20 protein-coding genes are annotated in these 26,477 nt (G+C 72.7%); 10 read left to right on the top strand and 10 right to left on the bottom strand.

The annotated features are described in order from the left end of the window. Positions 1-85: 85 nt before the first annotated feature. Both ppdK and ACIQ9G_RS02290 read right to left on the bottom strand, forming a co-directional pair. Positions 86-2,833 (bottom strand): pyruvate, phosphate dikinase, encoded by a 2,748-nt coding sequence (gene ppdK, locus ACIQ9G_RS02295; protein WP_403604991.1) that lies wholly within the window; start codon positions 2,831-2,833, stop codon positions 86-88. A 508-nt stretch (positions 2,834-3,341) separates the two neighbouring features. After that, the gene (locus ACIQ9G_RS02290; protein WP_403604988.1) at positions 3,342-4,550 is read right to left on the bottom strand and encodes an ROK family protein; all 1,209 of its coding nucleotides are present in this window, start codon (positions 4,548-4,550) and stop codon (positions 3,342-3,344) included. Positions 4,551-4,671: 121 nt separating this feature from the next. On the opposite strand from ACIQ9G_RS02290, the gene ACIQ9G_RS02285 reads away from it, so the two are divergent. The 3 genes from ACIQ9G_RS02285 (at position 4,672) to ACIQ9G_RS02275 (ending at position 10,675) form a co-directional block, all read left to right on the top strand. Continuing rightward, positions 4,672-6,129, top strand: a complete 1,458-nt coding sequence (locus ACIQ9G_RS02285; protein ID WP_403604985.1) for an MGH1-like glycoside hydrolase domain-containing protein — start codon at positions 4,672-4,674, stop codon at positions 6,127-6,129. Further along, positions 6,126-8,063: a glycogen debranching N-terminal domain-containing protein gene (locus ACIQ9G_RS02280; protein WP_403604982.1), complete on the top strand. Its 1,938-nt coding sequence runs from the start codon at positions 6,126-6,128 to the stop codon at positions 8,061-8,063. Before ACIQ9G_RS02285 ends, ACIQ9G_RS02280 begins: the two co-directional genes overlap by 4 nt. Positions 8,064-8,980: 917 nt before the next feature. Then, entirely contained in the window at positions 8,981-10,675 is a 1,695-nt protein-coding gene (locus ACIQ9G_RS02275; protein ID WP_403606736.1) for a CDP-alcohol phosphatidyltransferase, read from the top strand. A gap of 89 nt (positions 10,676-10,764) precedes the next feature. On the opposite strand, the gene dusB is transcribed toward ACIQ9G_RS02275, so the two are convergent. Beyond that, on the bottom strand, positions 10,765-11,919 hold the full coding sequence (gene dusB, locus ACIQ9G_RS02270; RefSeq protein WP_403604979.1) for a tRNA dihydrouridine synthase DusB: 1,155 nt from the start codon (positions 11,917-11,919) through the stop codon (positions 10,765-10,767). 125 nt (positions 11,920-12,044) lie between these two features. Here dusB and ACIQ9G_RS02265 point away from each other — a divergent pair, with 125 nt between their 5' ends. After that, positions 12,045-13,490: an MFS transporter gene (locus ACIQ9G_RS02265; RefSeq protein WP_403604976.1), complete on the top strand. Its 1,446-nt coding sequence runs from the start codon at positions 12,045-12,047 to the stop codon at positions 13,488-13,490. 311 nt (positions 13,491-13,801) lie between these two features. Here the strand turns inward: ACIQ9G_RS02265 and ACIQ9G_RS02260 are convergent, their stop codons facing one another. Continuing rightward, the gene (locus ACIQ9G_RS02260; RefSeq protein WP_403606733.1) at positions 13,802-14,692 is read right to left on the bottom strand and encodes a helix-turn-helix transcriptional regulator; all 891 of its coding nucleotides are present in this window, start codon (positions 14,690-14,692) and stop codon (positions 13,802-13,804) included. 110 nt (positions 14,693-14,802) lie between these two features. Here ACIQ9G_RS02260 and ACIQ9G_RS02255 point away from each other — a divergent pair, with 110 nt between their 5' ends. Beyond that, positions 14,803-16,233 carry an MFS transporter gene (locus ACIQ9G_RS02255; RefSeq protein WP_403604973.1) on the top strand — a complete coding sequence of 477 codons (1,431 nt, stop codon included), beginning with the start codon at positions 14,803-14,805 and terminating at the stop codon, positions 16,231-16,233. 136 nt (positions 16,234-16,369) lie between these two features. Here the strand turns inward: ACIQ9G_RS02255 and ACIQ9G_RS02250 are convergent, their stop codons facing one another. Both ACIQ9G_RS02250 and ACIQ9G_RS02245 read right to left on the bottom strand, forming a co-directional pair. Further along, on the bottom strand, positions 16,370-16,960 hold the full coding sequence (locus ACIQ9G_RS02250; RefSeq protein WP_403604970.1) for a TetR family transcriptional regulator: 591 nt from the start codon (positions 16,958-16,960) through the stop codon (positions 16,370-16,372). A gap of 26 nt (positions 16,961-16,986) precedes the next feature. Continuing rightward, positions 16,987-17,997 carry an aldo/keto reductase gene (locus tag ACIQ9G_RS02245; protein WP_403604967.1) on the bottom strand — a complete coding sequence of 337 codons (1,011 nt, stop codon included), beginning with the start codon at positions 17,995-17,997 and terminating at the stop codon, positions 16,987-16,989. 216 nt (positions 17,998-18,213) lie between these two features. On the opposite strand from ACIQ9G_RS02245, the gene ACIQ9G_RS02240 reads away from it, so the two are divergent. After that, on the top strand, positions 18,214-19,326 hold the full coding sequence (locus ACIQ9G_RS02240) for an endonuclease/exonuclease/phosphatase family protein (RefSeq protein WP_403604964.1): 1,113 nt from the start codon (positions 18,214-18,216) through the stop codon (positions 19,324-19,326). Between the two features lie 158 nt (positions 19,327-19,484). Here ACIQ9G_RS02240 and ACIQ9G_RS02235 read toward each other — a convergent pair whose 3' ends face one another. Further along, a complete protein-coding gene (locus ACIQ9G_RS02235) occupies positions 19,485-20,867 on the bottom strand; it encodes a glycine--tRNA ligase (protein WP_403604961.1) in 1,383 nt (460 codons plus the stop codon). A 183-nt stretch (positions 20,868-21,050) separates the two neighbouring features. Between ACIQ9G_RS02235 and ACIQ9G_RS02230 the strand changes: the two genes are divergently transcribed. The 4 genes from ACIQ9G_RS02230 (at position 21,051) to ACIQ9G_RS02215 (ending at position 24,254) form a co-directional block, all read left to right on the top strand. Then, positions 21,051-22,007 (top strand): metal ABC transporter substrate-binding protein, encoded by a 957-nt coding sequence (locus ACIQ9G_RS02230; RefSeq protein ID WP_403604958.1) that lies wholly within the window; start codon positions 21,051-21,053, stop codon positions 22,005-22,007. Between the two features lie 17 nt (positions 22,008-22,024). Continuing rightward, the gene (locus ACIQ9G_RS02225; protein ID WP_403604955.1) at positions 22,025-22,810 is read left to right on the top strand and encodes a metal ABC transporter ATP-binding protein; all 786 of its coding nucleotides are present in this window, start codon (positions 22,025-22,027) and stop codon (positions 22,808-22,810) included. Next, positions 22,810-23,712, top strand: coding sequence for a metal ABC transporter permease (locus ACIQ9G_RS02220; RefSeq protein WP_403604952.1), 903 nt, complete (start codon positions 22,810-22,812; stop codon positions 23,710-23,712). Before ACIQ9G_RS02225 ends, ACIQ9G_RS02220 begins: the two co-directional genes overlap by 1 nt. A 125-nt stretch (positions 23,713-23,837) precedes the next feature. After that, complete coding sequence (locus tag ACIQ9G_RS02215; protein WP_402426985.1) at positions 23,838-24,254, top strand: Fur family transcriptional regulator; 417 nt, start codon at positions 23,838-23,840, stop codon at positions 24,252-24,254. A 10-nt stretch (positions 24,255-24,264) separates the two neighbouring features. Here the strand turns inward: ACIQ9G_RS02215 and ACIQ9G_RS02210 are convergent, their stop codons facing one another. Genes ACIQ9G_RS02210 through recO form a run of 3 tightly spaced genes read right to left on the bottom strand, consistent with a single transcriptional unit; the run spans position 24,265 to position 26,450 of the window. Further along, positions 24,265-24,798: a YcxB family protein gene (locus ACIQ9G_RS02210; protein WP_403604949.1), complete on the bottom strand. Its 534-nt coding sequence runs from the start codon at positions 24,796-24,798 to the stop codon at positions 24,265-24,267. A gap of 24 nt (positions 24,799-24,822) precedes the next feature. Further along, a complete protein-coding gene (locus tag ACIQ9G_RS02205) occupies positions 24,823-25,662 on the bottom strand; it encodes an isoprenyl transferase (protein ID WP_356180972.1) in 840 nt (279 codons plus the stop codon). 38 nt (positions 25,663-25,700) lie between these two features. After that, on the bottom strand, positions 25,701-26,450 hold the full coding sequence (gene recO, locus ACIQ9G_RS02200) for a DNA repair protein RecO (RefSeq protein ID WP_356180969.1): 750 nt from the start codon (positions 26,448-26,450) through the stop codon (positions 25,701-25,703). Positions 26,451-26,477: the final 27 nt, after the last annotated feature.

The following is a 26,477-nucleotide window of genomic DNA, read 5'->3' as shown; positions in this document are numbered from 1 at the left end:
GGGTGCCGCCCCTTCCTTTCGCAGGCCGGAGTCCTCGTCGCGTCGGTCTTGAGGGTCGGGGACAACGACGAGGACCCCGGAGTCTCTACCGGTGGTCGCTGCCCTCGGCGGTCACCGCGGCGCGGCCGGCCTCCAGGCGGGCCACCGGGATGCGGAAGGGCGAGCAGGAGACGTAGTCCAGGCCCACCTCGTGGAAGAAGTGGACGGACTCCGGGTCACCGCCGTGCTCGCCGCAGACGCCGAGCTTCAGGTCGGGGCGGGTCTCCCGGCCGGCCTTCGCGGCGGACTTCACCAGGGAGCCGACGCCGTCCTTGTCGATGGTCTCGAACGGCGACACCCCGAAGATGCCCTTCTCCAGGTACGCGGTGAAGAACGAGGCCTCCACGTCGTCCCGGCTGAAGCCCCACACCGTCTGGGTGAGGTCGTTGGTGCCGAAGGAGAAGAACTCGGCCGCCTCGGCGATCTGGCCGGCGGTCAGCGCGGCGCGCGGCAGCTCGATCATCGTGCCGATCGCCAGCTTCAGCTCCGTGCCGGTCGCCGCCTGCACCTCGGCGATGACCTGGTCGGCCTCCTCGCGCACGATCTCCAGCTCCTGGACCGTGCCGACGAGCGGGATCATGACCTCGGCGCGCGGGTCGCCCTTGGCGGCCTTGCGCTCGGCGGCGGCCTCCGCGATGGCGCGGACCTGCATGGTGAACAGACCGGGCACCACCAGGCCGAGGCGTACGCCGCGCAGGCCCAGCATCGGGTTCTGCTCGTGCAGGCGGTGCACCGCCTGGAGCAGGCGCAGCTCGTTCTCGTGCGGCTCCTGGCGGGACTCCGCCAGCGCCACGCGGACCGACAGCTCGGTGATGTCGGGCAGGAACTCGTGCAGCGGCGGGTCGAGCAGGCGGATGGTGACCGGGAGGCCGTCCATCGCCTCGAACAGCTCGACGAAGTCCTGCTTCTGCAGCGGCAGGAGCTGCTTGAGGGACTCCTCGCGCTCGTCCTCGGTGTCGGCGAGGATCAGGCGCTCGACCATCTCGCGCCGGTCGCCGAGGAACATGTGCTCGGTGCGGCACAGGCCGATGCCCTGGGCGCCGAAGCGGCGGGCGCGCAGCGCGTCCTCGGCGTTGTCGGCGTTGGCGCGCACCCGCAGCCGGCGCTTGCGGTCGGCGAAGGCCATCATCCGGTGCACGGCCTCGACCAGCTCGTCGGCGTCGTCGGCACCCGGGTGCATCCGGCCCTCGAAGTACTCCACGACCGGCGACGGCACGACCGGGACCTCGCCCAGGTAGACCTTGCCCGTGGAGCCGTCGATGGAGATGACGTCGCCCTCCTCGACGACGTGCCCGCCGGGCACGATCATCCGGCGGCGCTTGGTGTCGACCTCCAGCTCCTCGGCGCCGCAGACACAGGTCTTGCCCATGCCGCGGGCCACCACGGCCGCGTGGGAGGTCTTGCCGCCGCGGGAGGTGAGGATGCCCTCGGCCGCGATCATGCCGTCCAGGTCGTCGGGGTTGGTCTCGCGGCGGACCAGGATGACCTTCTCGCCGGAGCGGGACCACTTCACCGCGGTGTAGGAGTCGAAGACGGCCTTGCCGACCGCCGCGCCCGGCGAGGCGGCGATGCCCCGGCCGACCTGCTCGACCTTCGCGCCGTCGTCGAACCGCGGGAACATCAGCTGCGCGAGCTGGGCGCCGGAGACGCGCTGGAGCGCCTCGGCCTCGTCGATCAGGCCCTGGTCCACCAGCTGGGTCGCGATGCGGAAGGCGGCGCCCGCCGTGCGCTTGCCGACGCGGGTCTGCAGCATCCACAGCTGGCCGCGCTCGATGGTGAACTCGATGTCGCAGAGGTCCCGGTAGTGGTTCTCCAGGGTCTCCATGATCTGCATGAGCTGGTCGTACGACTTCTTGTCGATCTGCTCCAGCTCCGCCAGCGGGACGGTGTTGCGGATGCCCGCCACCACGTCCTCGCCCTGGGCGTTCTGGAGGTAGTCGCCGTACACGCCCTGGTGGCCGGAGGCGGGGTCGCGGGTGAAGGCGACGCCGGTGCCGGAGTCCGGGCCGAGGTTGCCGAACACCATCGAGCAGACGTTGACGGCGGTGCCGAGGTCGTGCGGGATGCGCTCCTGACGGCGGTAGAGCTTGGCGCGCTCGCCGTTCCAGGAGTCGAAGACCGCCTTGATGGCGAGGTCCATCTGCTCGCGCGGGTCCTGCGGGAAGTCCCGGCCGGCCTCGGTCTTGACGATCTTCTTGAACCGGGTGACCAGCTTCTTCAGGTCGGCCGCGTCCAGCTCGGTGTCGACGGTGACCTTCTTGGCCTCCTTGGCCTTCTCCAGCGCGTCCTCGAAGAGTTCGCCGTCGACGCCGAGGACGGTCTTGCCGAACATCTGGATGAGGCGGCGGTAGGAGTCCCAGGCGAACCGGTCGTCGCCGGCCTGCTTGGCCAGGCCCTGCACGGACTTGTCGGAGAGGCCGATGTTCAGGACGGTGTCCATCATGCCGGGCATGGAGAACTTCGCCCCGGAGCGGACCGACACGAGGAGGGGGTTGTCGGGCTGGCCGAGCTTCTTGCCCATCTTCTGCTCGAGGGCGTCGAGGTGCGCACTCACCTCGTCACGCAGTGCCGCCGGCTCCTCGCCGCTGTCGAGGTAGACCTTGCAGGCCTCGGTGGTGATGGTGAAGCCCGGCGGGACGGGGAGGCCCAGGTTCGTCATCTCGGCGAGGTTCGCGCCCTTGCCGCCCAGCAGGTCCTTGAGGTCCTTGTTGCCCTCGGTGAAGTCGTAGACGAACTTCACCCCCTCAACGCTGGTGCCCTGCCCGGCTACCTGGGGATCTTTGTTTTCCGACACGGGTCTCGACTCCTCGAGGACGCGGTGGCTGCCCTGACGGCGAGGAACATACCCAGATCGAAGGCGCCTGGGTACGTCCACTCGCGCGTCATGTGCCTGTAACCGATCGTCAGCCAGCAGATCGAAAGTCAAGGCAGGGCACAGAGTCAGGGCCCGATGTTTTCACTTCTTGAACGCACCATGGCCGATGGCCCTGCTTTACTGCTCGCATGAGCGGGTTGTACTTCGAGTGAGTTCGATCGATGAACGATCAAAGGGTGGCACTGAGTGCCACTCCTTGGAGAAGTGCAGCCGCTCAAGATCCGCTCATCTGAGCGCAACCCTTATCAGGGGTGGCGAGAATCACGCTTTCACACGGACGCGGATTTCACCATCCGGACGCGCGTACGGACAGGTGCCGGGGGAGGAAACCCGCGGGTCACACGCCGGTGCGGGCGGGGCGGCGCCGACCCGGGCGGACCGCTCACACGCCGGTACGGGCGGGGCGGCACGGACCCGGGCGGACCGCTCACACGCCGAGCGCGAGCAGCCGCTCCTCCGCCCGGTCCGGCGCGTACAGGTGCTCCACGACCAGCGCCCCGGCCCCCACCAGCCCCGCCCGCTCGCCGAGCCGCGAGGTCACCACGTCAAGATGGGCCGTGGAGCGCGGCAGCGCCCGCTGGTACAGCAGCTCCCGTACGCCGGTCACGAAGGGCGTGCCGGCCAGGTCGCCCGCGATCATCAGCACCCCGGGGTTGAGCAGGGTGACCACCGTGGCCAGCACGTCCCCGACCAGGCGCCCGGCCTCGCGTGCGAGCGCGGTGGCCCGAGGGTGCCCGGCCGCCAGCAGGTCCCGCACGTCCGAGCCGGAGGCGGCCGGCACCCCGGCCTCCGCGAGCCGCCGCGCCACGGCGCCGCCGCTCGCGACGGCGGCGAGGCAGCCGTGGGACCCGCACCGGCACAGCGCCTCGGCGCCCACCCGGATGTGCCCGATGTCGCCCGCGCCCCCGTCGACGCCCCGGTAGATCGAGCCGCCGACCACGACGCCCGCGCCGATTCCGGTGGACACCTTGACCAGCACGAAGGCCGAGCAGTCGGGGTATCCGGTGCGCTGTTCGCCGTACGCCCGGAGGTTGGCGTCGTTGTCGACGAGCACCGGCACCGGCGGGGCGCCCGTGTGCTCGGTGAAGGCCCGGGCCAGGCGGCCTCTTATGTCGTAGCCGTCCCAGCCCGGCATGATCGGCGGCTGCACCACCCGGCCGGTCTCGCTGTCCACCGGCCCCGGCACCGCGAGGCCGATGCCGCACACCTCGTCGGGCCGGTGGCCGGCCCCGCGCAGCAACTCGGCGAACCATGAGCCGAGTTCGCCGAGCACCGCATCCGGGCCGTCCTCGACGACCAGGGTGCCGCCGTGCTCGGCGAGGATCTCGCCGGTGAGCGACAGCACGGCGGCGCGCGCGTGCCGTGTGTCGAGGTCGGCGGCGAGGACGACCGCGTGGGCGTCGTCGAACTCCAGGGTGATGGACGGGCGTCCGCCCAGCGGGGAGTCGACGGGGCCGCCCGCGCCCTCGCGCAGCCAGCCCGCGCGGAACAGACGGTCCAGCCGCTGGCCCACGGTCGCCCGGGACAGACCGGTGGCCTGCTGGAGCGCGCCGCGCGTGGTGGCCCGGCCGCTGCGCACGAGTTCGAGCAGGTCGCCGGCGCCGACCTGATTCCGTGCCGTGCTCCGTCCCGTCATGCGCACCCCCTTGTGTTTCCCAACCCTGCATTACATATTGGGTTTTGCGTGTTAAATAGACGTAACTCTACGGTGGCCATGACCGAACCGGTCGGGCCGGACGTCTTTCGGGGAGCCCCGAGTGGATCGCACCGCCCAACTCACCGCCCGCCACGACGGGCACACCGCGCCCGCCGTCGCATACGATCCCCCCTCCGTCCCGGATCCGCTGCACGTCAGGGCCGCCCGGGTGCTGGAGGACAACTGGACGGGCGGCTCCACGGTCCCCTCGCGCGGGCTGTATCCGCACCAGTGGTCCTGGGACTCCGCGTTCATCGCCGTCGGCCTGCGGCACATCTCCCCGTTACGGGCCCAGACGGAGCTGGAGACGCTGCTGGACGCCCAGTGGGGCGACGGGCGGATCCCGCACATCGTCTTCAACCCCTCCGTGCCCCTCGACGCCTACTTCCCGAGCCCCGACTTCTGGCGCTCGTCGACTGCCGGGCGCGCCGCGGGCGCCCCGCGCACCGTACAGACCTCGGGCATCGTGCAGCCACCGGTGCACGCGCTGGCGGCCTGGCTGGTGCACTGCGCCGACCCGGGGCTGTCCCGCGCCCGCGGCTTCCTGGCCCGGGCGCACCCGCGGCTCGCGGCCTGGCACCGCTATCTGCTGCACCGACGCGACCTGGGCGGCGGCGGGCTCGCCTCCGTCGTGCACCCCTGGGAGCAGGGCATGGACAACAGCCCCTGCTGGGACGCCCCGCTCTCCCGGGTCACCCCGGCCCCGGCCCGCTCCTTCCGCCGCGCCGACCTCGACCACGGCGCCCCGGAGGACCGGCCGACCGACCTGGACTACGGGCGGTACGTGCGGCTGGCGGCGGACTACCGGAACCGGGCCTACACCGACGGGGCGGGCGCCTTCGCGGTCGAGGACCCGGCGTTCAACGCCCTGCTGATCGCCTCGGAACACGCGCTGGCGCGGATCGCCCGCGAACTGGGCGCGACCGGCACGGCCCGGCACGCGCGCGCCGAGCGGCTGACCGCGGCGCTGATCGGGCGGCTGTGGGACCCGGCCGAGGGCATCTTCCTCTGCCGGGACGTGCGCACCGGGCGGCCGATCCCCGAGCGCGGTGTGTCCGGCCTCGTCCCCCTGCTGCTGCCGGACCTGCCCCGCGAGGTCGCCGCCGCGCTGGTGCGCACCCTGCGCGGGCCGCACTTCGGGCTGGGCACCAGCACCCGCCTCGTCCCGAGCTACGACCTGCTCGGCGAGGCCTTCGACCCGCACCGCTACTGGCGGGGGCCGGCCTGGTTCAACACGTGCTGGCTGGTGGAGCGCGGGCTGCGGGTGCACGGCGAGCGGGAGACGGCCGACGCGCTGCGGGACGCGGCCCTGCGCACCGCGGACACGACCGGCTTCGCGGAGTACGTCGACCCGTACACCGGCGAGGCCTGCGGGGCGCTCGGCTTCGGCTGGACCGCCGCGCTCACGCTCGACCTGCTGCACGAGCCCCTGGGACACGCCGTGTCCCCCACGGGCACCGGCACGTTCGGCAGGCAAGACGAGGCAGCCCAGGACGTCAAGGGAGGGGACCGGGGATGACGGACCGGCATCATCTGCTCGTGCACGGCACGACGTTCGCCGCCGTGGGCGACGGCGGGGACATCAGCGGCGTACGTGGCGGCAGCTCCCCGGACGGGCTGTTCGTGCGCGACGCCCGGCATCTGAGCCGCTGGCAGCTCACCGTCGACGGGGCGGTCCCGCAGGCGCTGGCGCCGGTCGGGGACGGGGACGCCGCGCGCTGCGTGCTGGTGCCGCGCGGCGGGCGCAGCGAGCCGCCGGCGTACACGCTCTTCCGCGAACAGGCCGTCGCCGACAGCGCGTTCGTGGAGTGCCTGCGGGTGACCAGCAACCGCCCGGTGGCCACGACGGTCCGCCTCGCGGTCACCGCCGACGCCGACTTCGCCGACCAGTTCGAGCTGCGCGCCGACCACCGCACCTACGCCAAGACCGGCATCGTGCGCTCCCGTCAGATCCTGGTCGACGGGGTGGAGTTCCGCTACCGGCGCGGCGAGTGGCGGTCCTGCACGACGGTGACCGCCGACCCCGCCCCGGACGGCGTGGAGGAGACCGGCACCGGCGCCCGCCGCCTGGTGTGGACGCTGGAGCTGGCACCGCACGGCACGGCGGAGCTGACGCTGCGGGTGATGGCCCGGCCGCACGGGGACCGGCGGGCCGTGCGGGTGCCGCGCTCCCCCTCCGCCGTCACCGAGCAACTCCGATCCCTGGAGGGCGCGTTCGTGGAGGGCGTGGCCTTCCCGACCGGCTGGCCGGAGCTGGCGGCGGCCTGCGCCCGCGGCCTCGCGGACCTGGCCGCGCTCCAGGTCCCGGCGGCCGGTCCCGACGGCGAGGAGCTGCGGGTGCCGGCCGCCGGAGCCCCCTGGTTCCTCACCCTGCTGGGCCGCGACGCCCTGCTCACCTCGCTGTTCGTGCTGCCCCACCACCCCCGGCCGGCCGCCGCCACGCTGCTCGCCCTGGCCGCCACCCAGGCCGGGGAGACCAGCACGCGGTCGGTCGCCCAGCCGGGGAAGATCGTGCACGAGGTGCGACAGGGGGAGCTGGCGCACTTCGGCCAGGTGCCGTTCGGGCGGTACTACGGCTCGGTCGACGCCACCCCGCTGTTCCTCGTCCTGCTGGGCGCGTACGTGGAGCGGACCGGCGACACGGCGCTGGCCCGCCGCCTGGAACCGCACGCCCGCGCCGCGATCGGCTGGATGCTGGACCACGGCGGACTGACCTCGCGCGGCTACCTCGTCTACCGCGCCGACCGGGGCGGCCTCGCCAACCAGAACTGGAAGGACTCCCCCGGCGCCATCTGCTCGGCCGACGGCACCCGCGCCTCCGGCCCGGTGATGGCGGCGGGGGCCCAGGGGTACGCGTACGACGCGCTGCGCCGCACCGCCTGGATCGCGCGCACGGCGTGGGAGGACGAGGTCTACGCGGCGCTGCTCGAACAGGCGGCCGGTGATCTGCGGGACCGCTTCCAGCGGGACTTCTGGATGCCGGACCGGTCATTCCCGGCGCTGGCGCTGGACGGCCAGGGCCGCCAGGTGGACGCGCTGGCCTCGGACGCCGGGCATCTGCTGTGGTCGGGGCTGCTGGACAAGGAGTACGGGGAGGCCGTGGGGCGCAGGCTGCTGGAGCCGGACTTCTTCTCCGGCTGGGGCGTACGGACACTGGCGGCCGGGCAGCCCGCGTACCACCCGCTGTCGTACCACCGCGGCTCGGTGTGGCCGCACGACAACGCGCTGATCGCGCTGGGGCTCGCCCGTTACGGCCTGCACGACGAGGCGCGCACCGTCGCCCACGGCCTGGTCGACGCGGCGACCGCCACCGGCCACCGGCTCCCCGAGGTGCTCGCGGGCTACGGCCGCGACACGCACGCCGAACCGGTCCCCTACCCGCACGCCTGCGTCCGCGAGTCCCGCTCGGCCTCGGCCCCCCTGGCCCTGCTCACGGCGGTGGGAGGCGCGTAGGTGTCACGGTCGGCCGGTCGTTTGCCGGGTGTTTGCCGAGTGCCGTGAACAGGGGCGGCGGGCAGGCCGTACGGGAGTGCGGCGGGCCCCTCCTCCCCAGCGTGGCCCGCCGCTTCGCCACGTCGCACGGAAGGACCTCCGGGGTGCCTCAGCACACGAGTACACGCCAGTCATCGGGTACGGCCGGGGCGGGCGAGGCCGAAGTCCTGCCACCGGAAGGGCCACCGACGGCCGGGAAACCGGAGCACGGGAAACCGGAGGGCGGAAACCCGGCGGGCGGGGCGCCCGATACCCGGGCGCCGGAAGCGGAGGCGACCGAAGAAGCGGCAGCGGCCGCGACGACCGACGCGGCCGGGAAAGCCGAAACGGCCGTGACGGCGGGGGCGCCCCAGGCGACCGGAGCGACCGGGCCGGAAGCGGAGACGACCGAAGCGACCAGGCCGGAAGCGGAGACGACCGAAGACAAGACCGCCGCGGCGGCGACCGGAGACGAGGCCGCTGCCCCGGCGACCGGGGACGAGGCTGCTGCCCCAGCGACCGGGGACGAGGCTGCTGCCTCGTCGACCGGAGACGTGACCGTCGCCCCGGCGACCGGCGACAAGACCGCTGCCCCGTCGACCGAAGACAAGGTCGCCGCAGCGGGCGACGCGGCCGGAAGGACGCCCGCCCCGAGCGGCGAAGCCCAGGGCGAGCCCGTCGCGGCCGACGCCGCGGAAGACCGACCCGCCCCGGCCGACGGACCGGACGGCGGGCGGCTCGTGGCCGACGGAACCGAAGGCGAGCCCGCCCCGGGCGGCGAAGTCCGGAGCGAGCCCGTCGCGGCCGAAGCCGCGGAAGACGGAGCGGCCCCGGCCGACGCAGCCGAAGGCGTACCCGGCCCGGCCGACGCCTCCCCCGCTCCCAGCCCCCTCCGCTTCCTGCGCGCGCTCCGGCCCCGGGCCGTCCGGCGGGCCTGGGTTGGGTGGAAGGCCGGGCATCCGGTGGCCGCCCGGGGGCTCTCCGTAGCGCTCACCGGACTGGCCCTGGCCGTGGTCCTCGTCGCACTGCTGCTGCCGAACAAGAGGGAGCAGTTCCGGATCGCGGAGTTCACCCGTATCCCGGTGGAGGCGCTGCTCGGCGCCGCCTTGCTGATCGCGCTGCCGCGGCGGGCGCGGACGGTCGTGGCGGCGCTCGGCGGGGTGGCGCTCGGCGTGCTGACGGTGCTGAACCTGACCGACATCGAGTTCAACCAGTACCTCGGCCGCAGCTTCAACGTGATCCTGGACTGGCAGCTCCTCGACGACGCCCAGTCCTACCTGGTCGACACGATGGGCCGGACGGTGGCGCTGCTCGCGACCGGCGGCTTGGTCGTCCTGGTGCTCGCCGTGCTGGCGCTGATGGCCCTGGCGGTCGTCCGCGTCGGCACCTGGCTGGGGCGTCACCGGGCCCGCTCCACCCGCGGGCTGCTGCTGCTCTGCGCGCTCTGGATGACCTGCGCGTCCCTGAACCTGGAGGTCCGCGGGGTCCCGCTGGCCGCCGAGCACACGGTGGCGATGCTCAAGTACCACGGGCAGGCGCTGCGTTCGACGATCCGGGACGAGCGGGAGTTCGCGAGGACGGCGCGGGCGGACGCGTTCGGCGGCACCCCGGGCAGCGAGCTGGTGCCCGACCTGCGCGGCAAGGACATGATCTTCACGTTCATCGAGAGCTACGGCCGCAGCGCCGTGGAGGACCCGATCATGGCGCCCGGTGTCGACCGCACGCTCGACACCAGTACCCAGGCTCTCGCCAAGGCGGGCTTCCACGCCAAGAGCGGCTGGCTGACGTCGGCGACGTACGGCGGCGGGAGCTGGCTCGGGCACTCCACGTTCATGTCGGGCCTGTGGATCGACAACCAGTACCGCTACCGCACGGTGACCGCCGGGAACCACCTCACCCTCACCGACGCCTTCAAGAAGACCGGCGCCTGGGAAACGGTCGGGGTCATGCCGGGAGTGCAGAAGGGCTGGCCGGAGGCGAAGTGGTACGGCCTGGACAAGGTCTACAACGCCTTCCAGCTGGGCTACAGGGGACCGAAGTTCAGCTGGTCCACCATGCCCGACCAGTACGCCCTGGAGTCCTTCCAGCGCCTGGAGCACGGACGTAAGCGCGACAAGCCGCTGATGGGGTTCGTCATCCTGACCTCCAGCCACCAGCCCTGGGCGCCCATCCCGAAGACGGTCGGCTGGGACCAGCTCGGCGACGGCTCGGTCTACAAGGGCATCGAGGCGGCGGGCACCAGGCCGGCGGACATCATCACCGACCCCACCCGCTCCCGCGAGGAGTACGGCAAGTCCGTCCAGTACTCGGTGACCGCCCTCACCCAGTGGCTGGAGCGGTACGGCAACGAGAACACCGTGCTGGTCTTCCTCGGCGACCACCAGCCCATCGCCCGGGTCAGCGGCGACCACGCCAGCCGGGACGTGCCCTGCGCGATCGTCGCCAAGGACCCGAAGGTGCTGCGGAAGATCGCCGGCTGGGGCTGGTCGGACGGGCTGCGCCCCGCGCACGACGCCCCGGTGTGGAAGATGAGCGCCTTCCGCGACCGGTTCCTGACGGCGTACGGCTCCACGCCGCACCCGACGAAGCGCTGACCGCGCCGGACCCGGCAGGGGGGGGCTGGGCCGCCGGCCGGTTCGGCCCCCGATGCTCGGCCCCGTGAGTGCTCGGCCTCGTAGGGGGTTCAGCCCCCGGACGTGTCCAGCTCGGCGTCCTCGGAGACGCCCGCGCAGTCGTAGGGGTCCTTCAGCCAGCCGTCCGGCAGCACCACGCGGTTGTTGCCCGACGTGCGGCCGCGGGGCCCGTCGGCGCCGGTGGGCCAGGACTGGCCGAGGTCGAGCTCGTCCAGGCCGGCGCGCAGCTCGGCCAGGGAGGAGGTGACGGCGAGCCGCTTGCGCATCTCGGAGCCGACCGCGAAGCCCTTGAGGTACCAGGCGACGTGCTTGCGGAAGTCGATGACGCCCCGTGACTCGTCGCCGATCCACTCGCCGAGGAGCGTGGCGTGCCGGACCATGACGTCGGCGACCTCGCGCAGCGTGGGCCGTGCGACGTCCTGCGTACGCCCCTCGAAGGCGGCCACCAGGTCGGCGAACAGCCACGGACGCCCCAGGCACCCGCGGCCGACGACCACGCCGTCGCAGCCGGTCTCCCGGACCATCCGCACCGCGTCCTCGGCCGACCAGATGTCGCCGTTGCCCAGCACCGGGATCTCCGGGACGTGCTCCTTCAGGCGGGCGATCGCCTCCCAGTCCGCGGTGCCGCCGTAGTGCTGGGCGGCGGTGCGGCCGTGCAGCGCGATGGCGGTCACGCCCTCCTCGACCGCGATCCGGCCGGCGTCGAGGTACGTGATGTGGTCGTCGTCGATGCCCTTGCGCATCTTCATCGTGACGGGCAGGTCACCGGCGCCGCTGACCGCCTCGCGCAGGATCGCCCGCAGCAGGTTCCGCTTGTACGGGAGCGCGGAGCCGCCGCCCTTGCGGGTGACCTTCGGCACCGGGCAGCCGAAGTTGAGGTCGATGTGGTCGGCGAGGTCCTCCTCCGCGATCATGCGGACGGCCTTGCCGACGGTGGCCGGGTCGACGCCGTACAGCTGGATCGAGCGCGGCTTCTCGGTCGCGTCGAAGTGGATCAGCTGCATGGTCTTCTCGTTGCGCTCGACCAGGGCGCGGGTGGTGATCATCTCGCTGACGAACAGCCCCTTGCCGCCGCTGAACTCCCGGCACAGGGTGCGGAAGGGCGCGTTGGTGATCCCGGCCATCGGTGCGAGCACGACGGGCGGCCGCACCGTGTGCGGGCCGATCTGCAACGGGGACACGGGGGTGGTGGTCGGCGTGGACATTGCTCCATTGTCCCGTACGCCGGCGGATGCTCCCCCCGGCCTGTGGACAACCGGGCGGGCACCGGGCAAAGATCATGTATCAGTCATTAGTTAACCGCACTATTGAATCGCGTACCATGGCCCCCATGCCCGAGCTCAGCCACCGACGACGGCTGCTGGTGCTCGCGATCTGCTGCATGAGCCTGCTGATCGTGAGCCTGGACAACACCGTCCTGAACGTCGCCCTGCCCTCGATGCAGCGCGAGCTGCGCGCCACCACCTCCGGCCTGCAGTGGACCATCGATGCGTACACCCTGGTCCTGGCCTCGCTGCTGATGCTCGCGGGCTCCACCGCGGACCGGATCGGCCGCCGGCGCGTGTTCACAGCGGGCCTGGTCGTGTTCGGCGCCGGCTCGCTGCTGTGCTCCCTCGCGCCCGATCTGGAGCTGCTGGTCGTCTTCCGCATGGTCCAGGCGGTCGGCGGCTCGATGCTCAACCCGGTCGCCATGTCGATCATCACCAACACCTTCACCGACGCGCGCGAGCGCGCCCGCGCGATCGGCGCCTGGGGCGCCGTGATCGGCATATCCATGGCCGCCGGTCCGCTGGTGGGCGGGTTGCTGGTGGAGTCGGTCGGCTGGCGCTCGATCTTCTGGGTCAACCTGCCGGTGGCACTCGCCGCGCTGCTGCTCACCCTGCGCTTCGTCCCCGAGTCGCGGGCGCCGAAGCCCCGCCGCCCCGACCCGGTCGGGCAGGTGCTGGTGATCGCCCTGTTCGGCTCGCTGACCTACGCGATCATCGAGGCGCCGGACGCCGGCCCCGGCACCGTGCTGCCCTTCGCGGCCGTGGCGCTCGCGGCCCTGCTCGCCCTGCTGTGGTACGAGCCGCGCCGCGCCGAACCCCTCATCGACCTGCGCTTCTTCCACTCCGCGCCGTTCAGCGGGGCCACCGGGATCGCGGTCAGCGCGTTCGCGGCGCTCGGCGGCTTCCTGTTCCTGTCCACGCTGTACCTGCAGAACGTGCGCGGCCTGGACGCCCTGCACGCGGGCCTGTGGATGCTGCCCATGGCCGTGCCGACGTTCCTGTGCGCGCCGCTGTCCGGACGGCTGGTCGGCAGCCGGGGGCCGCGGCTGCCGCTGCTGGTCGCGGGGTGCGCGATGACCGCGAGCGCGGTGCTCTTCGCGGCCTTCGAGGCCGAGACGTCGAACGTGGCGCTCTTCGTCGGCTACGTCCTGTTCGGCATCGGCTTCGGCTTCGTCAACGCGCCCATCACCAACACGGCGGTCTCCGGTATGCCGCGTGCGCAGGCCGGGGTCGCCGCGGCGGTCGCCTCGACGAGCCGGCAGCTCGGGCAGACGCTCGGGGTCGCGGTGGTCGGGGCGCTGCTGGCCGCGGGCGTGGGCTCGTCCTCGTACGCGGACACGTTCGTGACGGCCGCGCGGCCGGGCTGGTGGGTCCTGGTGGCGTGCGGGGCGGCGGTCCTGGCACTGGGCGCGGTGACCTCCGGACGCTGGGCCAGGCACACCGCCGAGCGGACGGCCCGGCGCCTGGAGTCGGCGGAGATCCGGCAGACGACCGGCGTCTCGGCGTAGCCGCACCGGCGTCTCGGCGTAGCCGCACCGGCGTCTCGGCGTAGCCGCACCGGCGTCTCGGCGTATCCGCGCCGACGTCGCGGCGCCCCGGGAGCCCGGCGACCGGCAACCGGCAACCGGCAACCGGCAACCGGCAACCGGCAACCGGCAACCGGCAACCGGCGACCAGGCATGGCGAGGGTCCGGCGCCCCGGCGCGGCAAGCAGACCGACACACCGGCGCGGCGCGACCGGCGGCCGGGCGTGGCAGGGGCCCAGCGCCCGGCACACCCCCGGCCCCGGTGGCGCGGGCCGCGAGTCCAGTGGAGCGGGTCACCTCGCCGAGGCGATGGCGTGCAGTTTCTCCAGGCGCTCGCGTGTCTCCTCGTCGGCCGGTGCGTACGTGACCATGCGCGGGCCGACGTCCGGGCTCAGCCACAGGTCGGTGTGGTCGACGACGAGGCGGCCGACGTGGGTGTTGCGGAACTCCTTGCGCTTGGTGCGGGCGCCGACCACCTCGTGCCGGTCCCAGGCTGCGCGGAAGTCCGCCGACTCCGTGCGCAGCCGCTTGAGCAGCATCTTCCAGGCGGGCTCGCCGAGATGCCCGGCCATCGCGGCGCGGAAGCGGGCGGCCATGAGCCGGGTGGTCTCCTCCAGGTGCACGATCGAGGAGCGCCACTCCTCGTTCGTGTACGAAAGGATCATGCAGTTGCGGTCCTCCGGCGGCACCGCGTCCAGGTCGCACAGCAGCAGGGAGTACGTGCGGTTGTAGGCGAGGATGTCGTAGCGGCTGTTCTGCAGGCACGCCGGCATGGGTTCGAGCTGCTCCAGGATGGCGCGCAGGGCCGGGGTGACCGAGGGGCACGTGGTCGCCGGGGTCGGGTCCGTGGCGCCCGCGAGCTGGAAGAGGTGGGCCCGCTCGCTGGGGTCGAGCAGCAGGGTGCGGGCGAGGGCGTCGAGCACCTGCACGGAGACCTGGATGTCGCGGGCCTGTTCGAGCCAGGTGTACCAGGTGACGCCGACGGCGGAGAGGTGCGCGACCTCCTCGCGGCGCAGCCCCGGCGTGCGGCGCCGGCTGCCGCGCGGCAGGCCGACCCGCTCGGGGCTGATGTGCTCGCGGCGGTGCCGCAGGAAGGCGGCGAGTTCGTGCCGCCGGATCGCCGAGGCGGCCGCCTCCGGGGGGCGAGGGGCCTGGGCTTCACGTACCGGCGTCTCCTGGGCCATGGTCGTCATGGTTCCACAGTGCCCGCACCCTGAGCCTGTTTCCAGGTACTCCCGCTACCAGGACAAGAAGACTCTGGTACCACCCTGAGGGCGGGCGCAGGCTCGTGACCGTGACGACCGAAACCATCTCCTCACGCACCGTCCGGTCACCCGTGGCACCACCCGCGCTCGGCGGACTCGGACTGTTCACGGTGCTGCTGGCCGCGGCACTGCCTCTGATCGACTTCTTCATCGTCAACGTCGCCCTGCCCACCATCGGCCGGGACCTCGGGGCGGGCGAGTCCGTCCTGGAACTCGTCGTCGCCGGGTACGGGGTGGCATACGCGGTCCTGCTCGTCCTCGGCGGCCGGCTCGGCGACCTGTTCGGCCGCCGCCGCCTCTTCCTCTGCGGCATGGCGGCCTTCGGCCTGACCTCGCTGGCGTGCGGGCTCGCCCCGGACGCCTGGTCGCTGGTCGCGGCCCGCGTGGCGCAGGGCGCGGCGGCCGCCGCGATGCTGCCGCAGGTGCTCGCCACGATCCAGGCGGCCACCTCGGGCCCCCGCCGGGCCCGGGCGATGGGCCTGTACGGCGCGACGGCGGGCCTGTCCATGGTGGCCGGGCAGATCCTCGGCGGCGTCCTCGTCGCCGCCGACGTCGCGGGCACCGGCTGGCGCTCGGTGTTCCTGGTGAACGTGCCGTTCGTGATCGCGGGCCTGATGCTGGGGGCCCGGGCCGTCCCTGAGACCCGCTCCCCGCACCCGGAGCCGGTGGACGGTCCCGGCACCGTCCTGCTGGCGGCGTCCCTGCTGGCGCTGCTGGTCCCGCTGACCGAGGGCCGCGCGGCGGGCTGGCCGCTGTGGACCTGGATGTCGCTGGCGGCGTTCCCGGGCCTGGCGGCCGCGTTCTACGCGGTGGAGCGCCGGGCGGACCGGCAGGGCCGTACGCCGCTGGTGCCGCCGAGCCTGTTCGCGCTCACCTCGCTGCGGCGCGGGCTGGTGATCATCGTGCCGTTCTCCATCGGGTTCAGCGGCTTCATGTTCGTGGTCGCGGTGGCCCTGCAGCGCGGGGCGGGGCTCGGTCCGGTCCCGGCGGGGCTGACGCTGGCCCCCATGGCGGTCGTGTTCTTCTTCGTCTCGCTCGCCGGGCCGCGGCTGGTCGCCCGGTACGGCACCCGCGTGGTGACCGCGGGCGCGCTGATCCAGGCGGTGGGTGTGGGACTGCTGGCGCTGGCCGCCTGGCGGGACTGGCCGGACCTGGGGCCGGCCGCACTGCTTCCCGGCGCGGCGGTGGCCGGCGCGGGCCAGGCGCTCCAGCTGCCGGTGCTCTTCCGGATCGTCCTCTCCGAGGTGCCGGCCGCGCGGGCCGGTGTCGGCAGCGGGGTGATGGTCACCACTCAGCAGTCGTCGCTGGCGCTGGGCGTGGCCACGCTGGGCACCCTGTTCCTCTCCCTGGTCCCGGGCCTGGGGATGCGGGACGCGCTGGTGGCGACGCTCCTCGTCCAGCTCGTGGGCGTGGCACTGACGGCGCTGCTGAGCCTGCGCCTGCCGCGCACCGTGGGGTAGCTCCGGGGGCCGGGGGGCCGCGGGGGGGTCCGCCGGGCGCCGGGCGGACCCCACCGCGGCCCGAGGGACGCGGGGGCGGATGACCACCGGCGGGCCGGTCACCCGCCCCCGTGCCCGCGGTCCCGTGACCGCGCGGTCAGGTCCGCAGCCCCCGCAGGACCAGGTCCAGCACCGCCTCGAACTCGGCCTCGATGCCCGCCTGTTCCCACTCCGGCGCGTAGCACGGGTCGTGGAAGCGGCCCGTGGCGTGGAAGAGGGCGCGGGCCGTGGCGGCCGGGTCGGCCGCGGTGAAGGTGCCGGCGTCGGCGCCCGCGGCGACGATCCGGGTCAGCTGGGCGGTGAGGTCGGCGAGGTGCTCACCGACCGCCGCGCCGTTCTCGCCGACCAGGACCGAGTAGGTGGCGAACAGCTCGGGGTCGTCGCCCGCCTTGCGGCGCTTGGCCTCGAACAGGGTCGCGAACCAGTCCCGCAGCCGTGCCTCGGGGTCACGGTCCCCGTCGGCCGCGATGTCGGCCAGCGCCTCGGAGGTGCGGTCCAGCCATCGCTTCGTCACCGCCTCCCGCAGCGCCGCCTTGGTGCGGAAGTGGCGGTAGACACTGCCGTGGCTGACGCCGAGCGCGCGGGCCACGTCCACCACGGTGGCCTTCGCCGGGCCGTGGCGGCGCAGCACCTCCTCGGTGGCTTCGAGGATGCGTTCGGCGGTCAGGGTCTCGGCGGTGGTGGCCATGGCATAGACCGTACCCGGCGCCCGGGTCAGCGCTCGCTGTCGAGGTGTGCCATCTGCGCCTCGGGGTAGCGGGCGCCCGCGGCGGCGTCGGCCGGCACGGCCTCCTCGATCGCCCTGAGGTCGCCCTCGTCCAGGGTCACGTCCAGCGCGCCGAGCGCCTCGGTGAGCCGCTGCCGGCTGCGGGCGCCGATCAGCGGCACGATGTCCTCGCCGCGGGAGAGCACCCAGGCGATGGCGATCTGCGCGACCGTCACGCCCTTCTGCTCGGCGACCTTGCGCAGCGCCTCGACGAGGTTCAGGTTGTGCTGGAGGTTCTCGCCCTGGAAACGCGGGGAGTGGGCCCGGAAGTCGTGCGCGGCGAGCTGCCGGTCGCGGCCGAAGTGCCCGGAGATCAGGCCGCGGGAGAGCACGCCGTACGCCGTGATGCCGATGCCCAGTTCGCGGGTGGTGGGCAGGATGCGGTCCTCGACGCCGCGCGAGATGAGCGAGTACTCGATCTGCAGGTCCGCGATGGGCGCGGTGGCGGCGGCCCGCCGAACGGTCTCGGCGCCGACCTCGCTCAGGCCGATGTGGCGTACGTACCCCTTCTCGACCAGTTCCGCGATCGCGCCGACGGTCTCCTCGATCGGCACGTCCGGGTCGAGGCGCGCGAGCCGGTACACGTCGATGTGGTCGACGCCGAGCCGCTGGAGCGAGTAGGCGGCGAAGTTCTTCACTGCGGCCGGCCGGCCGTCGACTCCGGTCCAGCCGCCGTCCGGGTCGCGCAGGGCGCCGAACTTGACGCTGAGCAGCGCCTGTTCGCGCAGGGCCGCGGGGGCGGTCCGCAGGGCCTCGCCGATCAGCATCTCGTTGTGGCCCATGGCGTAGAAGTCGCCGGTGTCGAGCAGGGTCACGCCTGCCTCCAGGGCGGCGTGGACGGTGGCGACGGACTCGGTCCGGTCCGCGTCGCCGTACAGCGCGGACATGCCCATGCAGCCGAGGCCGAGGGCGGAGACCTGGGGTCCGGTGGTTCCGAGGGGGCGGGTCTGGATCGTCATGCCTCCACCTTGGCATAACGAATGACAGATTTCAATATCTGTCATTCGTCACTTGTCAGTATCCGGCCGCCCCGTCGGCGACGAAGATCGTCGGCGCCGCCGCATTCGACACGGTCCGCCCCGGCTCGGAGAATGGATGTTGTCGGCGAGCAGTCACCCCGGCGGCGCCTGCCGCCGGCCACGCGGCATCCCATGCGCCGCCGCAGGAGGCGCGCCATGACCATCCGCATCGCCACCTTCAACGCCGAGAACCTGTTCCGCCGCCCCCAGGCCTTCGGTCTCCCGGACGACGCCCACCGCAAGGAAGTCCTCGACGACTTCGACGAGTTGGTCTCCCTGCTCGGCAAGGCGGACTACCAGGAGGCGGACAAGGCGCGGATCGCCGCGCTCGTCAAGAAGCACCGGGCCTACGACCTCGATCCGCACGACCCGCCGCCCATCTACGTCAACCAGACCCGGGGCGGCGCCGCGGCGCTCTTCCGCAGGAGCGGCGACCCGCACGATCCGGAGATCCGCGTCGTCGCCAAGGGCCGCGGCACCTGGGCCGGTTGGGCCGAGCTCGTGCGTGACGACCTCGACTGGGCCGCCGTGAAGAACACCGGCCGGGTGATCGCCGAGATCGACGCCGACGTCCTGCTCACCGTCGAGGTGGAGGACCGCCTCACCCTGGACCGCTTCAACACGCAGGTCCTGGGCGGGGTGCTGGGCAGGCAGCCCTACCCCTTCAACATGCTGATCGACGGCAACGACAGCCGCGGCATCGACGTCGGCATCCTCAGCCGGCACCCGATCCGGTCCGTCCGCCCGCACATCTTCGACACCAGTCCGGAGCACCCGGGCGGGCCCGTGTTCAGCCGCGACTGCCCCGAGTTCGAGGTCGAACTGGACGGGGCGCCCCTGTGGGTCCTCGGCAACCACTTCAAGAGCAAGGCCGGCGACGACCCGGAGCTGCGCCTGGCCCAGGCGGAGCAGGTCGCGAGGATCTACCGGGCCGCGGCCGAGCGGTCCCCGAACGTGCTGGTCGCCGGGGACCTCAACGACTTCCTGGACAGCCCGCCGATCAGGACGCTGACGAACGCCGGCCTGCGGGACGCCATGAGCCACCCCGCCTACCGGGGCGACCCCGGCACCCACGGCTCGGGCACCAGGCCGAGCGACAAGCTCGACTACCTGCTGTTCCCGCCGCCGCTGTGGGACCGGGTGCAGCACGTGGGCGTGGAGCGGCGCGGGGTCTGGGCGCCGCCGGCCATCAAGTCCTTCGACACGGTGACGTCGAAGGCCGACGAGGCCTCCGACCACGCCGCCCTGTACGCGGACCTCGACCTGTGACCGGGTGCGCGGACCTCGACCTGTGACCGGCAGCGCCGTCGCGGACGATCACGGACCGGCCGCGGCGGGCTCGCTCCGGCTGCGGCCGGGGCGCCGACGCGCGAGTGCCGGGCCCCCCGGAAGGGACCCGGCACCGGCGGGACGAGCGGCGGGCGGCCTCAGCAGCCGAGCAGGCGGCTCGCGAGGTAGCCCTCGATCTGGTCCAGCGACACGCGCTCCTGCTTCATCGAGTCACGCTCGCGGACGGTGACCGCGTTGTCCTCGAGGGTGTCGAAGTCGACGGTCACGCAGAACGGCGTGCCGATCTCGTCCTGGCGGCGGTAGCGGCGGCCGATGGCGCCGGCGTCGTCGAACTCGATGTTCCAGTTCTGGCGCAGGGCCTGGGCGAGGCCCTTGGCCTTCGGGGACAGCTCCGGGTTGCGGGACAGCGGCAGCACCGCGACCTTCACCGGGGCCAGGCGGTGGTCCAGGCGCAGCACGGTGCGCTTCTCCATCTTGCCCTTGGCGTTGGGCGCCTCGTCCTCGACATGGGCGTCGAGCAGGAAGGCGAGCATCGCGCGGCCGACACCGGCGGCGGGCTCGATGACGTACGGCGTCCAGCGCTCGCCGGCCTCCTGGTCGAAGTAGGAGAGGTCCTGGCCGGAGGCCTTGGCGTGCGCGCCGAGGTCGTAGTCGGTGCGGTTGGCCACACCCTCCAGCTCGCCCCACTCGTTGCCGCCGAACTGGAAGCGGTACTCGATGTCGGCGGTGCGCTTGGAGTAGTGGGAGAGCTTCTCCTTCGGGTGCTCGTACCAGCGCATGTTCTCCTCACGGAGGCCCAGGCCGGTGTACCAGTTCCAGCGCTGCTCCATCCAGTACTCCTGCCACTTCTCGTCCTCGCCCGGCTTGACGAAGAACTCCATCTCCATCTGCTCGAACTCGCGGGTGCGGAAGATGAAGTTGCCGGGCGTGATCTCGTTGCGGAAGGACTTGCCCATCTGCGCGATGCCGAACGGCGGCTTGCGGCGCGAGGTGGTCTGCACCTGGGCGAAGTTGGTGAAGATGCCCTGGGCGGTCTCGGGGCGCAGGTAGGCGACGGAGCCGGAGTCCTGGGTCGGGCCGAGGTGGGTGGACAGCAGGCCCGAGAACTGCTTGGGCTCGGTGAACTGGCCCTTGTTGCCGCAGTTGGGGCAGTTGACGTCCGCGAGGCCGTTCTCCGGGACGCGGCCGTGCTTGGCCTCGTAGGCCTCCTCCAGGTGGTCCGCGCGGAACCGCTTGTGACACGCGGTGCACTCGGTGAGCGGGTCCGTGAAGGTGGCGACGTGACCGGAGGCGACCCAGACCTCGGAGGCAAGGATCACGGACGAGTCGATACCGACCACGTCCTCGCGCGACGTCACCATGTAGCGCCACCACTGGCGCTTGAGGTTCTCCTTGAGCTCGACACCCAGGGGCCCGTAGTCCCACGCGGCGCGCTGGCCGCCGTAGATCTCACTGCAGGGGAATACGAAGCCACGGCGCTTGCTCAGGCTGACGATGGTGTCGATCTTGTCGGCGGCCACGGTGCTCTCTTCATTACGACGACGGGCGACGAAGCGAGACGCTTCAGAGCGAATGCTTCAGCGTACCGGCGGGGGCTCCCCCTCAATCAAATCGGTGCCGGGTGCGGGCGGAATGCGGGCCTCCGGCGGGGCTCCGACCCGGCTTGTTGACAACGGTTTCCATGTTTGATGAAAATGACTGTCATGAACGTACGACGACGCCTCATATCCGGGACCGCGGCCGCGGCGGCCACCGCCCTCGGCCTCGGAGCCCTCTCCGCCTGCTCGACCGCGGGCGCCGCGGGCGGCACCGGCAAGTTCGACGTCGTCGCGTCGTTCTATCCGATGGCCTTCCTCGCCGAGCAGATCGGCGGGCGCCACGCGCACGTCACCACGCTCACCCAGCCCGGCCAGGAGCCGCACGACCTGGACATCAGCGCCCGGCAGACCGCTCAGCTCCAGGACTCCGACGCGGTGCTCTACCTCAAGGGGCTTCAGCCGTCCGTCGACGACGCCGTCGCGCAGTCGGAGATCGGAACGAAGATCGACGCCACCTCGCTGACCACGCTGGAGGAGCACGGCACCGAGGTCGGCGGCCACGCCGGGGCCCACGACACGCACGGCGGCGAGGAGTCCGGCGCCAAGGACCCGCACGTCTGGCTCGACCCGGTGCGCTACGCGCGCATCGCCGAGGGCGTGGGCAGCGCCTTCGAGAAGGCCGACCCGGACCACGCGGCCGACTACCGCGAGAACACCGCCGCCCTGGTGAAGAGGCTGAAGGCACTCGACACCCGGTACGCCACCGGGCTCAGGAACACCAGGACCAGGGTCTTCCTCACCACCCACGCCGCCTTCGGCTACCTCGCCGAGCGCTACGGCCTGACCGAGGAGGCCGTCAGCGGCCTCGACCCCGAGTCGGAGCCCAGCGCGGCGCGGGTCAAGGACCTGGAGCGGATCGCGAAGGCCGACGGGGTCACCACGGTCTTCTACGAGACGCTCGTCAACGACGGCACCGCCCGGACCGTCGCCCGGGACGCGCGGCTGCGGACGGACGTCCTCGACCCGGTCGAAGGCATCACCGGCAAGTCCCGCGGCCGTGACTACATCCAGGTCATGGACGCCAACCTCCAGGCCCTGCGCAAGGCCCTGGGCACCAAGTGACCGTGAGGGAGGACGTCATGGACGTCACGAACGCCGTGGACGAGCCCGTCGTAGCGCTGCGCGGCGTCCGCGCCGAACTGGGGTCGCGCCCCGTGCTGCGCGGCATCGACCTCACCGTGCGCCGCGGCGAGGTCGTCGCGCTGCTCGGCGCGAACGGCTCCGGCAAGTCGACGGCCGTGCGCAGCGCCATCGGCCAGGTGCCGGTCGGCGCGGGCGAGATCGAGCTGTTCGGCACCTCGCTGCGCCGCTTCCGCGACTGGGCGTGCGTGGGGTACGTCCCGCAGCGCACCAGCGCCGCGGGCGGGGTGCCGTCCACCGTCACCGAGGTCGTCTCCTCGGGGCGGCTCTCCCGCACCCGCTTCGGCGTCTTCCGCAAGGCCGACCACACGGCCGTACGGCGTGCCCTGGAGCAGGTCGGCATGGCGGACCGCGCCAGGGACTCGGTGCACGCCCTCTCCGGGGGCCAGCACCAGCGGGTGCTGATCGCCCGCGCGCTGGCCGCCGAACCCGAACTGCTGATCATGGACGAGCCGATGGCCGGCGTCGACCTGGCCAGCCAGGAGGTGCTCGCGCGCACCCTGCGGGAGCAGGTCGCGGCGGGGGCGACGGTGCTGCTCGTCCTGCACGAGCTGGGTCCCCTGGAGCCCCTGATCGACCGGGCCGTCGTCCTGCGCGACGGCTGCGTCCTGCACGACGGGCCGCCGCCGAAGGCGGTCGGCCAGCACGCCCTGCCCGGCCACGACCACGTACACCCGCACGACGCCCCGGGCGCCGATCCGATCCGGACGGGACTGCTGAGCTGATGGACCTCCTGAACTACGACTTCATGCAGCGGGCGCTGCTCGCCGCCGTCCTGGTCGGCATCACCGCCCCCGCAATCGGCATCTACCTCGTGCAGCGCCGCCAGGCCCTGATGGGCGACGGCATCGGCCATGTGGCGATGACCGGCGTCGGCCTCGGCTTCCTGCTGTCCGCCTCCCCGGTGTGGATGGCGACGGCCGTCTCGGTGCTCGGCGCGGTGCTGATGGAGCTGATCCGCTGGTACGGCAGGACCCGCGGCGACATCGCCCTGGCGATGCTCTTCTACGGCGGCATGGCCGGCGGCGTGCTGCTCGTCAACCTCGCCCCGGGCGGCTCCAACGCGAACCTGATGTCGTCCCTCTTCGGCTCGCTGTCGACGGTCTCGCGGTCCGACGTGAAGGCGATCTGCCTGCTCGCCGCCTTCGTCGTGGTGGTCACCGTGGGCCTGCGCCGCCAGCTCTTCGCGGTCAGCCAGGACGAGGAGTTCGCGCGGGTGACCGGCCTGCCGGTGCGCGCCCTGAACCTGCTCACGGCCGTCACGGCGGCGGTCACGGTGTCGGTGGCGATGCGGGTGGTCGGACTGCTGCTGGTGTCGGCGCTGATGGTCGTCCCGGTGGCCGCCGCCCAGCAGCTCAGCCGCGGCTTCGCGGCCACCTTCGCCATCTCCGTCGGCATCGGCGTCGTCGTCGCGATCGGCGGCACGGTCACCTCCTTCTACCAGGACGTCCCGCCCGGCGCGACGATCGTGCTGCTGACCATCGCGGCCTTCGTCGCGCTGACGGCGCTGGCCGCACCGCTGGCCCGGCGGCGCGCGCGGGGGCTCGGCGACGGGCGGCCCGCCGGGGATCCGGCGGAGTGCGCGATTCCGGCCACCCGGGGCGCCGCGGACGAGGTCGGCGTCTGACCGCGCGCGGTGCGGGCTGGCACAATGGCCCGGCAGGCGCACACGTGGCCGTGCGGGAGCCGACGGGGCGCGCCGGCGCGAGGCGCACCCCGCAGGCGAACGGGCCATCGAGAAGGAGGCACCCGGTGACGACCGCAGGACCGCCCGTGAAGGGCCGCGCCACCCGGCAGCGTGCCGCTGTCGCGGCGGCCCTCGACGAGGTCGACGAGTTCCGCAGCGCGCAGGACCTCCACGACATGCTCAAGCACAAGGGCGACTCGGTCGGGCTCACCACCGTCTACCGCACCCTGCAGTCCCTCGCCGAGGCCGGCGAGGTCGACGTGCTGCGCACCTCCGAGGGCGAGTCGGTCTACCGCCGCTGCTCGACGGGCGAGCACCACCACCACCTCGTCTGCCGCGTCTGCGGCAAGGCCGTCGAGGTGGAGGGGCCGGCCGTGGAGAAGTGGGCCGAGGCGATCGCCGCGGAGCACGGCTACGTCAACGTCGCCCACACCGTGGAGATCTTCGGCACCTGCGCGGAGTGCGCGGCGTCCGGCACCTGAACCCGGCGCCTCACGCCCGGGTCAGGTGGCGGTCCAGGATCTCCCGCAGCCGGTCGACGTCGGCGGGGTTCGCGAGGCCCCGCTTGGGCAGGACCGTGAAGCAGCTGGCGTTCTTGTCGTCGCTGAAGGTCACGAAGATCTCCGGGGTCTCCCGGTAGCGGGGCTGGGCGGCCCAGCCGACCGACGAGGAGCTGTGGTCGGTGGCCACCGTCACGCCCGCGTCCGACACGGTGACGCGGTACGCGCCGTTGCGTGCGGCGAGCTTCAGGAACTGGCGGGCCTGCAGCCACGGCGCGGCGACCAGCAGCAGTGCGAAGCACGGGGCCCAGATCAGCGGAAACCAGTGGACGCCCCCGCCGGTCAGCGCCTGGGCGGCCTCGAGGGCGAAGACGACGGCCGCCAGGACGACCAGTAGTTTCTGTCTCCGCGCCGCCCGCCCGATCCGGCTGCGCTGGCGCAGCGCGGCCGTGAAGTCCTTCACCGTCGGCCGGTACTCCAGCTCGACCCCGTCCTGCACGGCATCCCGCCCCATGTCCATGACCATGAGGCGGGATCGTAGCGGCAGTGATCAACTGTCTTCGCTGCGGCCCTCCATGGCCAGCAGTTCCTCGTTCGGGATCGCGCCGCCGAAGCGCCGGTCGCGGGAGGCGAACTCGAGGCACGCCCGCCACAGGTCGCGCCGGTCGAAGTCCGGCCACAGCACGTCCTGGAAGACCATCTCGGCGTAGGCGCTCTGCCAGAGCAGGTAGTTGGAGGTGCGCTGCTCGCCGCTCGGGCGCAGGAACAGGTCCACGTCCGGCATGTCCGGGTAGTACAGGTACTTCGCGAGGGTCTTCTCGTTGACCTTCGACGGGTCGAGACGGCCCGCCTTCACGTCCTCGGCGAGCGCCTGGGCGGCGTCGGCGATCTCGGCCCGGCCGCCGTAGTTCATGCAGAAGTACAGGGTGAGCCGGTCGTTGTCCTTGGTCTGCTCCTGGGCGGTCTGGAGCTCCTTGGCGACCGACTTCCACAGCTTGGGCATACGGCCCACCCAGCGCACCCGGATGCCCAGTTCGTCGAGCTGGTCGCGGGTCTTGCGGATGAAGTCGCGGTTGAAGTTCATCAGGAAGCGGACCTCTTCGGGCGAGCGCTTCCAGTTCTCCGTGGAGAAGGCGTACAGGGAGATGTTGCGGACGCCGATCTCGACCGCGCCCTGGAGCACGTCCAGCACGCGCTCGGCGCCCACCTTGTGGCCCTCGGTGCGGGGCAGGCCGCGCTCCTTGGCCCAGCGGCCGTTGCCGTCCATGACGATCGCCACGTGCTCGGGGACCAGCTCGCCGGGCAGCTTCGGCGGGCGGGCACCGGACGGGTGCGGCTCCGGCGCCTTGTACTCGCGGCGCCGGCGTCCCAGGAACCCGCTTACCACCATGTGTCTCTCGTCTCCTTCGTCTCAGGACGTCGTGCTGTTCAGGACTTCTCCACGTAGCGCAGGGAGCGCAGCCCGCGCTCCAGGTGCCAGTGCAGATAGGCGGACACCAGCCCGCTGCCCTCCCGGACGTGCCGCGCCTCGCAGGCGTCCGCGGTCTCCCAGTCTCCCGTGAGCAGCGCGCCCAGCAGTTCCAGGGTCTGCGGTGAGGGTACGACGCTGCCGGGCACCCTGCAGTCGACGCAGAGCGAGCCGCCCGACGCCACCGAGAAGAACCGGTTCGGACCGGGCATTCCGCACTTGGCGCAGTCCCCGAAGCTCGGGGCGTAGCCGTTGACGGCCAGCGAGCGGAGCAGGAAGGCGTCGAGCACCAGGTGCGGGGCGTGCTCGCCGCGGGCGAGGGTGCGCAGCGCGCCGACGAGCAGCAGGTACTGCTGCACGGCCGGCTCGCCCTCGTGGTCGGTGAACCGCTCGGCGGTCTCCAGCATGGCCGTACCGGCGGTGTAGCGGGCGTAGTCCGCCACGATCCCGCCGCCGTAGGGGGCGATGGTCTCGCTCTGCGTGCACAGCGGCAGCCCGCGGCCCACCAGCTCGCTCCCCCGCGCGAAGAACTGCACGTCGACGTGGGAGAACGGCTCCAGCCGGGCGCCGAACTTGGACTTGGTCCGCCGCACCCCGCGCGCCACCGCCCGCACCCGTCCGTGCCCGCGCGTGAGCAGCGTGATGATCCGGTCCGCCTCGCCGAGCTTCTGGGTGCGCAGCACGATGCCGTCGTCGCGGAACAGACTCATGGCCCCATTGTCGCGTACGGGGTCGGC

Origin of the sequence: Streptomyces sp. NPDC096152 (genome assembly GCF_044763235.1) — a bacterium.
In the GTDB taxonomy this organism is placed as follows: Bacteria; Actinomycetota; Actinomycetes; order Streptomycetales; family Streptomycetaceae; genus Streptomyces.
Note: the sequence above shows the minus strand (reverse complement) of the source record. Positions and strands in the feature narration are given on the sequence as shown.